This is a genomic window from Myxococcus sp. XM-1-1-1 (genome assembly GCF_020037095.1).
In the GTDB taxonomy this organism is placed as follows: domain Bacteria; phylum Myxococcota; class Myxococcia; order Myxococcales; family Myxococcaceae; genus Myxococcus; species Myxococcus fulvus.
This window is the reverse complement of the sequence record NZ_JAIQDH010000002.1, coordinates 463,599-475,807: the sequence shown is the minus strand read 5'-3', so window position 1 is coordinate 475,807 and position 12,209 is coordinate 463,599. Positions and strand designations below refer to the sequence as shown.

Sequence of the window (12,209 nt, the reverse complement as noted above, 5' to 3'; positions counted from 1 at the left end):
AGGACCGTCAGCCCATCACCACGTCGCGTCCCAGCTTCAGCACCAGCGCCAGCACCACGGCGAGCACCACCTTGCGCACCAGGGTGTCGCCGCCCTTCACCGCCAGGTGCGCGCCCAGCCACGCGCCGGTGAACTGCGCCGCGGCCATGGGCAGCGCCACCTTCCACAGCACCACGCCCTTGAGCGAGAACAGGATGACGGACGCCAGGTTGGAGGCGAAGTTCACCACCTTCGCGTCCGCGGACGCTCGCGCCAGGCCGTGGCCCAGCAGCGTGTTGAAGCCGACGATGAGGAAGGTGCCCGTGCCCGGGCCGAAGAACCCGTCATAGGTGCCGACGGCCAGCGCGATGAGCGCGCCGATGGCCTGGGCGCGCGAGCGGGGCGAGGGCTCCGCGTGCGCGGGGGCCTTGGGCGGCGCGCGGCGGAAGGCGAGGAACACCGCCACGGCGATGAGCAGCACCAGCACCAGCGGCTTGAGCACCTCCGGCTTCACCAGCAGCACCAGCGCCGCGCCCGCGAAGGCGCCGCCCAGGCCGAAGGGGAACGTCACGCGCGCCAGCTTCCAGTCCACCAGCCCCGCGCGCGAGAAGCGCACCAGCGCCGCGAACGAGCCGAACACGGACTGCCCCTTGTTGGTCCCCAGCGCCACGTGCGGGGGCAGCCCCGCCGTCAGCAGCGCCGGCAGCGTGATGAGCCCGCCGCCGCCCGCGATGGCATCCACCATGCCCGCCACCAGCGCCGCGACACACAGCAGCAGCAGGTGCTGCGCACTGACGTCCACCAGTAGGTCCACCCTGTGTCTCCCTCGCCTCGAGCGGCGCCTGGGTACCACGGGCGCCGTCGCGGCTGCTCGCTTCTTGCGTCCCCCGCCACCTTGGGCGTCAATGCCCCGGTCGTTTCACCTCCGAGGTCTTCATGCTCGCCTCCCTCTTCACCGTGCTGGCGCTCACGCTGGCCTCGGCTCCACCCTCGCAGGACCCCAACGCGCCCACCTGCCGGATGATGAACAGCCAGGTGGCGTGTGGATATGGGTGCAAGTCCGACTCGAACCGCGCCCGCTGTGCGCAGACGCCCCAGGGGCGCTGTCAGCTCATCGACGGGCAGGCGGTGTGCTTCGACCCGCCGGCGTACGTGGTGAAGGCGTATGGCGCGGCGCTGCCGGAGCCCGAGTGCAAGGCCATCGACGGGGCGGTGGCGTGTGGCTACCACTGCGTGACGCAGCCGGGCCGGGTGAAGTGCGCGAAGTCGCCGGCCGGGGTGTGCAAGGCGCGCGGAGGCGAGGTGGAGTGCTTCGACCCGCCGGCGGTGGTCTTCGCGGTGTACGGCAAGGAGACGCCCCGCGCGGACTGCCGCAGCAACGGGGTGGAGCTGACGTGTGGCTACAACTGTCTCAACGCGTCAGAGGGCGTGCGGTGCACCCGGACGCCGGCGGGGGTGTGCAAGATTTCGAGCGGGCGCATCACCTGCTTCGACCCGCCTGCGGCGGCTTTGTGCACCTGGAAGCGCGCGATTCCCGCGCCGGAGTGCCGCAACACGGAGTCCGGCCCGGCGTGTGGATATGCGTGCACGACGGCGTTCTCGAAGTCGGCGTGTGCGTCCACGCCCTCGGGCATCTGCAAGGTGTTCGACAGCGAGGTGCACTGCTTCGACCCGCCCGTCGAGCAGCAGGCGGACCCGGCCTGCCTGTCGGTCCTGGGGATGGCGGTGCTGGACGGGGCCACGCCCTGACACAGGGTATGAGCCCTCCGCCCCGCCGTCTGCTTTGAGCCTTCCTGGGAGAGCGGTAGGGTTGCCGTCTTCTCGCAGCAGGAATGGAGCAGAACCGCGCATGGCGGAGGGTGACGTCCGTCAATATTGGGTCCGCAACGACAGGGGCACCCTGTGGGGGCCCCTCACCCTGCCGACCATCGAGCTGCTCATCGACAGCGGCGCCATCAAGGGCAAGCTCCAGGTCTCCGAGGACGGGCTGAACTTCGCCTTCCCCTGGCGCTTCCCCGAGGCCCGCGAGGTGTTCCCGCGCGAGCTGTGGGGTGACGGCGCGCCGGCGAACCTCGGCCCCGGGCCCCAGGCCCCGGTAGCGCGCCCCGGTGTCCCCATGGCAGGGCCGGGCGGTGTGCCCATGGCGGGGCCGGGTGCGGCGCCCATGGCCGGTCCGGGCGTGCCGATGGCGGGACCGGGAGTACCGATGGCGGGCCCAGGTGCCGCGCCGATGGCAGGGCCAGGTGCCGCGCCGATGGCGGGGCCAGGTGCCGCGCCGATGGCGGGGCCAGGTGCCGCGCCGATCGCACGCCCAGGAGTTCCCATGGCGGGCCCGGGTGCGCCCATGGTGGGGCCCGGTGCAACCGGGCGTCCAGGTGTCCCCATGGCGGGCCCAGGTGTCCCCATGGCGGGTCCAGGCGCACCGCCGAACGCGCGCCCTGGTGTCCCCATGGCGGGCCCGGGTGCGCCCATGGTGGGGCCCGGTGCAACCGGGCGTCCAGGTGTCCCCATGGCAGGCCCAGGTGCACCCATGGCAGGCCCAAGTGCACCCATGGCGGGCACAGGGGTCCCCATGGCGGGTCCAGGGGTTCGACCGGGGGATCCTCGGGCGCAAGGGAACCCGATGCAGGCCGCACGGCCTCAAGTTCCAGGTGCGGCCCCCGGAGCACCCGGAGCCGTCGCACGCCCCGTCGCGCCGCCCAACGCGGCCACCGGACAGCCCCAGGTCGCCACGCCGCAGGCGGGAGCCGTCCCTCCAGCAGCCCCCTTCCCCTCCACGGGAGCCGCGCCCGCCGTCTCCACGGAGTCCTCTCCCTATGCGATGCCCTCGCAGGGGCAGCTCGAGCAGACCTCGCCGCTGAACCTCTTCGGCCGCATCGCCTCCGCGGAGCAGACGGGCCTGCTCAAGCTGGCGCTCGCGGACCGGGTCATCCTGATTCATTTCCGCAAGGGCAACCCGGAGTTCGTCGACTCCAACCACCCCGAGGACTCGCTGGGCACGTCGCTGATGGGCGCGCGGCTGCTCACGCCCGAGCAGCTCCAGCAAGCCGAGTCCGCCAAGGAGCGCTTCGGCGGAGACCTGCTCGCCGCGCTCTTCGGACTCGGTCTGCTCCAGCCCGCCAGCGCGTTCTCGATTCTGGCGCAGCGAGCCTCCAGCATCCTGTTCAAGGGCCTGCGCGCCGAGTCCGGCATGTTCGCCTTCGAGCTGCGGGAGCTGGCGGGCAACAAGGCCATGCCGCTGGGCAACCGGTGGGCGGTGCTCAGCGACACGGTGCGCCGCATGCCCTCCGCGGACATCAAGCGTCGGCTCATGCCGGTGCTCAACCTGCCCATCATGAAGTCGGGTGGGATGGTGGCCGCCAGCGAGCTGCGGCTGACGCCGCACGAGGTTCGCGCGCTCACGGTCATCGATGGAGTGCGCTCGGTGTCGCAGCTCCTCGCGGACTTCCCACAGGACGCCGACCACCTGCTGCGCCTGGCCTTCCTGCTGCGCGAGCTGGACGCGGTGTCCTTCGCGGCCGCGCGCCCGGCCCCCGCGACGGTGGCGGGCCCCACGGCCGCCGCGCAGCCCGGTCCTGCGCCCACCGCGGGTCCCACGGCCGCGCCCCGCCCGGCCCCGCCACCGGGGGCACAGGCTCCGACCGCCGCGCCTGGGAATCCCCCGGGAGCGGGCTCACCGCAGGCCGCGCGCCCGGGCAATCCGCCGGGTGCCGCCGCGCCGGCAGCGGCCCGTCCGGGCAATCCTCCTGGAGCCGCCGCGGCCCCCCGTCCTCCGCCCGTCGTCGGCGCGGCGCCAGCCCGTCCGGCGAGCCCCGCGCCCGCCGCGGCAGCACGTCCGGCGCCGCCCACGGTCTCCGGCCCTCCGCCGGGCGCCGACGAGATTCCAGCGCTCAAGCAGCTGGCGATGGCGTTGAAGCAGCAGAACCACTTCCAGCGGCTGGGGTTGGCGGAGCAGGCGGACGGCAGCGCGGTCAAGGTCGCCTACTTCCGTCTGGCCAAGCTGTACCACCCGGACACGCTCCCACAGGGGGCGCCGCCGGAGCTCGAGAAGCTCAAGGCCGAGGTGTTCGCCTACATCGGCGATGCGTACCGGACGCTGTCCGACGACAAGAGCCGGGCGGCCTATCTCGAGGAGCTGAAGAGTGGTGGCGCCGGGGCGGAGGTGGACATCAACGCCATCCTGATGGCGGAGGAGCTCTTCCAGAAGTCGTGCATCCTGGTGAAGGCGCGCAAGTTCCCGGAGGCCGTGAAGATGTTGAACGAGGCCATCCAGCTCAACGCCGAGGAGGCGGAGTTCTACGCCTGGCGGGGCTATGCGCGGTTCTTCACGGCGACGGACAAGAAGGCGGCGCAGCCGGAGGCGTTCCGGGAAATCCAGAACGCCATCAAGCGCAACGAGCGGTGTGCGCCGGCGCACTACTTCCTCGGGGTGATTGCGAAGCTGACGGGAGACACCGCGGGGGCGCTGAAGCACTTCAAGCGGACCGTGGAGCTTCAGCCAGACCACATCGACGCTCAGCGGGAGATTCGCATGGCGGCCCAGAAGAAGTAGGGTGCGCCCCCCATCCGGAGGGGCCAGGGGCCCCGCGGGTGGAGTCGAAGGAGACAGCAACGTGTCGCTCACCGGGAAGCAACGCCGCCATCTGCGCGCGCTCGGACACCACCTGGAGCCGGTGGTCATCGTCGGTCAATCCGGCGTCACCGAGGGCGTCATCGCCGCCGTCGAGCAGGCGCTGCACGACCACGAGCTCATCAAGGTGAAGATCAACGAGGGCCCCGAGTCGCGCCAGGAAGCCGCCGCGCGCCTCGCCGAGGGCACCAGCGCCGAGCTGGCCCAGCTGTTGGGCCGCACGGCGCTGCTCTTCAAGAAGCGCAAGGAGAAGTCCAAGTTCGAGAAGTTCTGACGGACCGTCCCCGGGCCCCGCATGTCCGCTTCACTTGCCGCTGAAGCGGGCCTCGCGGCGCTCGAGGAAGGACTGGACGCCCTCGGCGGCGTCCTCCGTCTTCACCAGCTCCAGCAGCCGGGGCAGCAGCGCGGCCCTGGCTGCGTCGGGCCCTTCGTGCACCGCCTGTCGCGCGGACGCGAGCGTCGCCTGCACGCCCAGCGGGGCCTGCTTCGCCACCGTCTCCGCCAAGGCGAGCGCCCGCTCCAGGTGCCGGCCGCGCTCCACCACTTCCTGCACCAGGCCGATGCGGTAGGCCTCGCGCGCGTCGAACTCATCGCCGGTGAGCAGCCACCGCATGGCGTTGCCCCAGCCCGCGCGCTGGGGGAAGCGCACCGTGGCGCCGCCGAACGGGAAGATGCCGCGCTTGATTTCAATCTGTCCGAAGCGCGCGTCCTCCGAGGCCACGGTGATGTCCGCGGCGAGGACGAGCTCGATGGACAGCGTGAGACACAGACCCTGCACAGCGAGCACCAGGGGCCTGGTGCGCGGCGGCCCCTGGATGCCCCACGGGTCGATGAACCCCTCCGCGTAGAGCGGCTCGCCGCTGGAGAGCGCGGGCGCGACGCTCGCGAGGTCCAGCCCCGCCGAGAAGTGGTCGCCCACCGCGAAGATGACCATGCACCGCACGTCCGGATGCCGGTCCGCCTCCGTCACCGCGGACGAGAGACCGCGCAGCATGCCCACGTCGAACGCGTTGCGCTTCTCCGGCCGGTGGATGCCGATGAGGGCGAGGTGTCCGCGCACTTCCAGGGTGATGCGAGGGTCCGACGGGCTCATCTGCGCTCCACGGTGAAGGTGGACGCGCATTGTCCGCCACGCGGCGCCGCGCGCACCATCACGCGCGTCACGCCGTCCACCGCACGACGTTCAGAACCGCCCCGCCAATCCACCCACGAGGCTCCCCTCCTTCGTCCGCGTGAACGTCGGAACCCACACCGCCTGCTGTGCCAACTCCTGCTCCTGCGCGCGCAGGGAAGCAGAGTGCGACATGCGATAGCCGAAGAACGAGCCCAGGATGGGCGTCACCAGCAGGTTGAGCACGCCGATGACCACCACGTCATCGCTGCTGCTTGTGAGCATCAACGATGACGGAAGCGCGCCGAGCGTCGCCCCCAGCAGCGTGTAGCCGAAGCTTCCCTGCCCACGGAGCCATCGCCCCATGAGGTAGACACCACTGGCCGCGCCAAGCGCGGACCCCACGCCGAGGGACAGCGAGAGCGCCGCGTTGTTCGAGCAGGGATAGCCATTGCAGCCCGTCAGCGCGTTGCCCGCGGCGAGTCCCACCATCGCACCCGACGCCAGCCCCACGCCGCCCAACAGCATGCCCAGGGGAATGTGCGCGCGTCGTCGATAGGGACGCTGCCCCAGTGGGGCGGAGCCGGCCTGCGCCGAGGAGGGAGCCACCGCCGCCTCGGGAACGGACACCAGCGGAGGCGTCTGCGTCGAGGGGCCTTCTGGCCCCGCGGACTCGGGCAGATGCTGCCCCCACGCCGGCGGCCCCACGAGGACCACGGAGAGCACGCCCACCACGCATCGCAGTTGCATCGGAAATCCCCCCTCTCCCGCGGGACTTCAGGCCACCGCGTCGCGGCCTGTCAATCCGGGGCCCGACACACCCAGCACGCCAGGACGAGTGCAATCCAGCGCATGCACGCGGGTGACACCACCGTCAGCGCGTGAAGCCCGCAGTGCTCGCGGCCAGCTCCGCCGCCACGCCCAGACGCTCCAGCAACGCGGGCCCGAAGTACTGCCTGCGCGACTCTCCGCCCTTCGCGTTCACCAGGTCCGGAGTCTCCACGTAGCCCACGTACCCTCCCGCGAGCCCCAGCACGCCCGAGGCCCCCGTGCGCCGCACCAACTCCGCGCCCGCATCCACCGTGGGCTCGCCCGGCACCGTCACCAGCTCCAGCGGCCCCAACACCAACGCGGACACCTCGGCCACACGCTCGGCCGAGCCACACAACAAGTTATCCCCAGCCGCCCGGGTGAAGGCCGGCACCAGCCGCGACGCATCTGGCCGGGGCATCACCGCCTCCGCGCGCGCCAGCGACAGCCGCACCGACGGCCCCGCCGAAGCCAGGGGCGCCTTGCCCGCCAGCTCCGACAAGGCCCGCGCGAAGCCCGACACCCGCTCCAGCCCCTGCCCCTCCGAGTACGCCACCGACGCGTTGCCCACCGCGCCCTGCAACAACAGCGTCACGCCGCTGCCCTCGGACTCGCGCAGCGTGCTCAAGCGGCCCGGATAGTCCGGGTCCACGTACGCGCGCTGCCGAGGCACCATCGCTGGATGCGCCGCGAAGAAGAGCAGCTCCGCCACGGGCGCTGCCTCACCGCGCAGCACCGCGCGCGTCAGCGTCCCATCCGGCGCGGTGCCACCCGAGCGCGTGTAGACATACGAGGACTCCTTCGCCTCCCCCAGCTCCAGCGTCACGTCCGTGAGCGAGGAGGCGGCCTGCCCGAGCGCGGCGCTCGCCGCGGCCACCACCGTCGCTTCCGAGTCCTCCCGATAGCGCCCCGTGCCGACGAGCTGCGACACCAGCCGCGAGTCATAGCCCCCGAGCGACGAGTGCGTGTGCGTGGCCAGCACCAACACATCCTGCAGCCCCAGCGTCTTCGCGTGCTCGCGCACCCGCGCCGTCACCGCATCCGTGACGAGCAGCAGCTCCAGCGACACCAACCCCACGCGTGAGCCCCCCGCCTCCAACACCACCGCGCGCGCATGGAGCGGCGGGTCGGACTGCGTCGCGTCGGGACGCGGCGGCGAGTACCCCGCCACCACCACCGGGAACGGCGGCGCCAGGGCCACCTTCGCCGCGCCCGCGCGCAGCGGCCCCTCGCCCTTCACCTGCGACAGCAGCACCGGCGCGCGCTCCGCCCACGTGCCGCACCAGTTCCAGGAACCCAATGCATAAGCGGCACCCACGGTGAGCAAGACCAGGGGAAACAGGGAACGCCAGGAGGCTCGTCGTGGAAACACCATGCGGTGCGCAGACTAACGGCATGCGGCACTCGCCGCGAGGCTCGTCTGCCCACATCGGCCGACTCCGGTGACGGGTGGAATACCCACCAGAGGGGCGTGCGTTCCTGTTCCGCTCACCGCCCGAAAGGAGTAAGGCAGCGCGCCATGTGCGGCATCTTCGGAATCACGGGACACGCCGAGGCCTCCAACCTGACGTACCTGGGGCTGCACGCCCTGCAGCATCGCGGGCAGGAGTCCGCGGGTATCGTCGCCTCTGATGGTCATGGCCTGCGGGCCCACCGTCAGATGGGGCTGGTGGCCGACATCTTCGATGCGCCAGTGCTCGCCGGCCTGCCCGGTCAGTCGGCCATCGGCCACGTGCGCTATTCGACGGCGGGCGGCAGCCAGCTCAAGAACGCGCAGCCGCTCTTCGTGCAGTACGCGGGCGGTCAGTGCGCCATCGCGCACAACGGCAACCTGGTCAACGCGGCGGCGCTGAAGGAGAAGCTGGAGGCCGACGGAGCCATCTTCCAGTCGGACGCCGACACGGAGGTCATCCTCCATCTGCTCGCGCGCTCGCGACAGGGGAGCTTCGAGCAGAAGCTGGTGGAGGCCCTGCGCAAGGTGGAGGGCGCCTACAGCCTGCTGGTGCTCACCGAGAACAAGCTGGTCGCGGTGAGGGACCCCTTGGGCATCCGGCCGTTGGTGCTCGGGCGGATGAAGGAAGGCGCGTACGTGCTCGCCAGCGAGACGACGGCGCTGGACCTCATCGAGGCGGACGTGGTGCGCGAGCTGGAGCCCGGTGAGCTGCTCGTCATCGAGAACGGCGTCATGCGCACGAGCAAGCCGTTCGCGGAGCCGGCGCGGCTGGGCCGGTGCATCTTCGAGCAGGTGTACTTCGCGCGGCCGGACTCGGTGCTGTTCGGCAACAGCGTGTACGAGGTGCGCAAGCGCATGGGCATGCAGCTGGCGCGCGAGCAGCCGGCGCCCGACGCGGACCTGGTCATCGCGGTGCCGGACTCGGGCGTGGCGGCGGCCATCGGCTTCTCGCAGCAGAGCGGGATTCCGTATGACGTGGGGCTCATCCGCAGCCACTACGTGGGCCGGACGTTCATCGAGCCGCAGCAGTCCATCCGTCACTTCGGCGTGAAGCTGAAGCTGTCGGCGGTGCGCAACGTCATCAAGGGCAAGCGCGTGGTGGTGGTGGACGACTCCATCGTGCGTGGCACGACGAGCCGCAAGATCGTGAAGATGATCAAGGCGGCCGGCGCGCTGGAGGTGCACCTGCGCATCTCCTCGCCGCCGACGAAGTGGCCCTGCTTCTACGGCATCGACACGCCCAGCCGGCAGGAGCTCATCGCCGCGAGCCACAGCACGGACGAGATTGCCCGCTACGTCACGGCGGACTCGCTGGGCTACATCTCCATCGAGGGCCTGGGCGAGGCTGTGGGAGACCCCAGCCGGGGCAGCTTCTGCACGGCGTGTTTCTCCGGTCAGTACCTGCTCGGGGAGATGGCCGGCTCCGCGCAGGAAGCCAACAAGCTCACCGCCTGACGCCGCGCATGCGCGCGTGAGGCCCCAGGCCCCCTGCCCTTCATCGGGTCGGGGGCCTTCGTCGTTTCAACGGCTGGGTGCCGTGGAGGGCGGAGGCGGCAGGGGCGCGCCCGCGATGAAGTCCGCGAGGTCCGAGGGGAGCGGCGCCGAGAACGAGACCTCCGCGCCGGTGCCGGGGTGCGGGAACACGATGCGCTCGGCGTGCAGGGCGTGTCGGGGCAGTCGCAGTCGAGACCAGGCCTCGGGCTCCAGGCTGTGCTTGCTGAAGCGGTCGAAGTAGCCGGGGTCCGGGCCGTACATCTTGTCGCCGACCAGCGGGAAGCCCGCCTCACGCAGGTGGATGCGAATCTGGTGCTGACGTCCCGTCTCCGGGAAGCAGCGCAGGAGCGCGAAGGGCTCACCATCGCGCGTGAATCGCTGGAGCACCTGGAAGCGGGTCCGGCTCGGCTTGCCCTCGACGGCGTCGATGCGCACGGCGATGCGGATGAGCTCGGTGCCCTCGGCGATGGGGGCATCCACGGTGAAGGTGTCCTCGGGAGGATGTCCCTCACAGAGGGCGAGGTACTCCTTGTGCACGTCGCGCGAGACGAAGAGCCGGCCGAGCACACGACAGGCTTCGGTGGTGCGACCGCAGACGACCAGGCCGCTGGTTTCGCGGTCCAGACGGTGCGCGGGCTCGGCGAAGCGCTCCCCGAAGCGCTCGCGCAGGATGGAGACGAGGGTGCCCTTGTGGTAGCGCGCCGTCGGATGGATGGGGAGACCCGCGGGCTTGTCGAGCACCAGCAGCCACTCATCCTGGAAGACGACGGGCAGCGTGGTGGGCGTCTCCGGCTCCTCGCTGCCGGGGCGGCGCAGGCGGAAGGCCAGTCCGGGGTACACGGGTGTGGAGGGCTTCAGCCGCCGTCCCTCGCAGCGGACGCCACGCAGGATGATGCCGGCCAGACGCTCGCGCGGCATGCGGCGCAGCTTCTGGCCCAGGTAGTCCTCCAGGCGCCAGCCCGCATAGTTGGGCTCGACGACGAAGGAGATGTCGACGAAGCCCTCGGGAGCGGCGTCCGACGCGGGCGCACGACTCGAGCCCCCCTGCTCGGAGGGCTCCTGCTCAGGGGAGGAGTCCTCCGCCGATGAATCCTTCTCGCCGTGCATCACCTCCGCGCTCTAACACGGCGCGGGACGGCGCACAGTCCGAACCCTTCAGGGTCGGGAGGCCTCACGACGAGGCACCACCCGAGCCAGCGCGGAAACAGAAGGACCTGCGCATCGAAGCGGCTTCACGCCGACGTCGACGAGCCCCTGCGGAAACACGCCACCTGGAGGAGTCCTCACTCCCGCGCCGCGTACGCGGTCACAGCCTCACGCGGATGCAGACACGCGCCACACGGTGAAGCCCAAACAAGTCCCCGTCGCTTACGCCCTCACAACGTCACACCGAGGCGGGCACACGCCACGTGGTGAAGCCCACACGGGCCCCCATCACATGCGCACTCACATCCTGGCGCCGAGGCGGCACGCGCCACACGGTGAAGCCCACACGAGCCCCACCGTGCGCCGTCACACGCTCACGCCGAAGCCGCGCGCCGGGCGTCGTCGCTCACGCCCAGGAAGCGCGCGAACAGGTCCGCGATGCGCTCGCCGGAGCGCCCATCCCAGTACTCGGGGATGCGGCCCTTCTTGCCCTGACCATCGAGCACGCGGTCCGCCGACTCGCGGATGCGGTCCGGGTCCGTGCCCACCACCTCGTTGGTACCCTGCTCCACGGTGATGGGGCGCTCGGTGTTCTCGCGCAGCGTGAGGCACGGCACGCCCAGCGCCGTGGTCTCCTCCTGCAGACCGCCCGAGTCGGTGAGGATCAACTTCGCCTGTGACGTCAGCGCGAGGAACTCCAGGTAGCCCATCGGGTCCACCGGGCGCAGGTTCGGGCTGCGCTCGAACCACGAACCCAGGCCCTGCTCCGAAATCATCTTCCGCGTGCGCGGGTGCACCGGGAAGATGACCGGCACGCGCGAAGCCACGTGCGCGATGGCGGACAGCAGCCCCCCGAGCAGCTTCGGGTCATCCACGTTGGACGGCCGGTGGAGCGTGCACACCGCGTAGCCGCGAGGCTCCACGCCCAGGGTCTTCAGCACGGGCAGCTGGTCCGCCCGCTCCTTCGAGGCGAGCAGCGAGTCGATCATCACGTTGCCCACGAAGTGGATGCGCTCCGGGTCCGCGCCCTCCTTCAGGAGGTTCGCGTCGGCGTCGCGAGAAGGCGTGAGCAGCAGGTCGGACAGCCGGTCCGTGACGACGCGGTTGATCTCCTCCGGCTGGTGCCGCGAGTAGCTGCGCAGGCCCGCCTCGACGTGCGCGAGCGCAATCCCCAGCTTCGACGACACGAGCGCGGCGGCGACGGTGCTGTTGACGTCACCGACGACGGAGACCAGGTCCGGCTTGTGCTCGAGGAACACCCGCTCGAGCTCCACCATCGTCTTGGCCGTCTGCTGCGCGTGGCTCCCGGAGCCGATGCCCAGGTGCACCTCGGGCGCTGGCAGCCCCAGGTCCGAGAAGAAGACGTCGCTCATCTTGACGTCGTAGTGCTGTCCCGTGTGGACCAGGACTTGCTGGAGCTGATTCCGCGCGGCGATGGCGCGGTGGATGGGCGCGACCTTCATGAAGTTCGGGCGCGCGCCGACGATGTGGATGACCTTCTTCATGTCGCCAGCCAAGCTAGGCACGCCGGGTCGGATGCCTAGTGGCTGCGGGGCGCCCACCCATCCGGGGGCCAGCGTCCGTTC

General features: G+C 71.1%; 10 protein-coding genes. 4 read left to right on the top strand and 6 right to left on the bottom strand.

Annotation, left to right across the window (positions count from 1 at the left end; genetic code table 11):
* Positions 1–7: 7 nt before the first annotated feature.
* A complete protein-coding gene (locus tag K8640_RS05965) occupies positions 8–724 on the bottom strand; it encodes a TSUP family transporter (RefSeq protein WP_255652742.1) in 717 nt (238 codons plus the stop codon).
* 191 nt (positions 725–915) lie between these two features.
* On the opposite strand from K8640_RS05965, the gene K8640_RS05960 reads away from it, so the two are divergent.
* The 3 genes from K8640_RS05960 (at position 916) to yhbY (ending at position 4,883) form a co-directional block, all read left to right on the top strand.
* Positions 916–1,728 carry a hypothetical protein gene (locus tag K8640_RS05960; RefSeq protein ID WP_223746177.1) on the top strand — a complete coding sequence of 271 codons (813 nt, stop codon included), beginning with the start codon at positions 916–918 and terminating at the stop codon, positions 1,726–1,728.
* A gap of 1,072 nt (positions 1,729–2,800) precedes the next feature.
* The gene (locus K8640_RS05955; protein WP_223746176.1) at positions 2,801–4,531 is read left to right on the top strand and encodes a DnaJ domain-containing protein; all 1,731 of its coding nucleotides are present in this window, start codon (positions 2,801–2,803) and stop codon (positions 4,529–4,531) included.
* Positions 4,532–4,592: 61 nt separating this feature from the next.
* A complete protein-coding gene (gene yhbY / locus K8640_RS05950) occupies positions 4,593–4,883 on the top strand; it encodes a ribosome assembly RNA-binding protein YhbY (protein ID WP_141328741.1) in 291 nt (96 codons plus the stop codon).
* Between the two features lie 30 nt (positions 4,884–4,913).
* Here the strand turns inward: yhbY and K8640_RS05945 are convergent, their stop codons facing one another.
* From K8640_RS05945 to K8640_RS05935, 3 genes are all read right to left on the bottom strand, one after another.
* Positions 4,914–5,702, bottom strand: coding sequence for a crotonase/enoyl-CoA hydratase family protein (locus K8640_RS05945; RefSeq protein WP_223746175.1), 789 nt, complete (start codon positions 5,700–5,702; stop codon positions 4,914–4,916).
* Between the two features lie 90 nt (positions 5,703–5,792).
* Positions 5,793–6,470, bottom strand: coding sequence for a hypothetical protein (locus K8640_RS05940; protein ID WP_223746174.1), 678 nt, complete (start codon positions 6,468–6,470; stop codon positions 5,793–5,795).
* Positions 6,471–6,594: 124 nt separating this feature from the next.
* Complete coding sequence (locus tag K8640_RS05935; RefSeq protein ID WP_223746173.1) at positions 6,595–7,905, bottom strand: neutral/alkaline non-lysosomal ceramidase N-terminal domain-containing protein; 1,311 nt, start codon at positions 7,903–7,905, stop codon at positions 6,595–6,597.
* Positions 7,906–8,049: 144 nt separating this feature from the next.
* Between K8640_RS05935 and purF the strand changes: the two genes are divergently transcribed.
* Positions 8,050–9,438 (top strand): amidophosphoribosyltransferase, encoded by a 1,389-nt coding sequence (purF, locus tag K8640_RS05930; RefSeq protein WP_223746172.1) that lies wholly within the window; start codon positions 8,050–8,052, stop codon positions 9,436–9,438.
* A gap of 66 nt (positions 9,439–9,504) precedes the next feature.
* On the opposite strand, the gene K8640_RS05925 is transcribed toward purF, so the two are convergent.
* Both K8640_RS05925 and wecB read right to left on the bottom strand, forming a co-directional pair.
* Positions 9,505–10,584 carry an RluA family pseudouridine synthase gene (locus tag K8640_RS05925; RefSeq protein WP_223746171.1) on the bottom strand — a complete coding sequence of 360 codons (1,080 nt, stop codon included), beginning with the start codon at positions 10,582–10,584 and terminating at the stop codon, positions 9,505–9,507.
* A 413-nt stretch (positions 10,585–10,997) separates the two neighbouring features.
* Entirely contained in the window at positions 10,998–12,128 is a 1,131-nt protein-coding gene (gene wecB, locus K8640_RS05920; protein ID WP_141328718.1) for a non-hydrolyzing UDP-N-acetylglucosamine 2-epimerase, read from the bottom strand.
* Between the last annotated feature and the right edge of the window lie 81 nt (positions 12,129–12,209).

What these genes read in the sequence shown, in the direction of transcription:
- K8640_RS05965 (WP_255652742.1), bottom strand. Translation starts at nt 724, where the DNA reads ATGGTGGATGCCATCGCGGGCGGCGGCGGGCTCATCACGCTGCCGGCG.
- K8640_RS05960 (WP_223746177.1), top strand. Translation starts at nt 916, where the DNA reads ATGCTCGCCTCCCTCTTCACCGTGCTGGCGCTCACGCTGGCCTCGGCT.
- K8640_RS05955 (WP_223746176.1), top strand. Translation starts at nt 2,801, where the DNA reads ATGCCCTCGCAGGGGCAGCTCGAGCAGACCTCGCCGCTGAACCTCTTC.
- K8640_RS05945 (WP_223746175.1), bottom strand. Translation starts at nt 5,702, where the DNA reads ATGAGCCCGTCGGACCCTCGCATCACCCTGGAAGTGCGCGGACACCTC.
- K8640_RS05940 (WP_223746174.1), bottom strand. Translation starts at nt 6,470, where the DNA reads ATGCAACTGCGATGCGTGGTGGGCGTGCTCTCCGTGGTCCTCGTGGGG.
- K8640_RS05935 (WP_223746173.1), bottom strand. Translation starts at nt 7,905, where the DNA reads ATGGTGTTTCCACGACGAGCCTCCTGGCGTTCCCTGTTTCCCCTGGTC.
- purF (WP_223746172.1), top strand. Translation starts at nt 8,050, where the DNA reads ATGTGCGGCATCTTCGGAATCACGGGACACGCCGAGGCCTCCAACCTG.
- K8640_RS05925 (WP_223746171.1), bottom strand. Translation starts at nt 10,584, where the DNA reads ATGCACGGCGAGAAGGATTCATCGGCGGAGGACTCCTCCCCTGAGCAG.
- wecB (WP_141328718.1), bottom strand. Translation starts at nt 12,128, where the DNA reads ATGAAGAAGGTCATCCACATCGTCGGCGCGCGCCCGAACTTCATGAAG.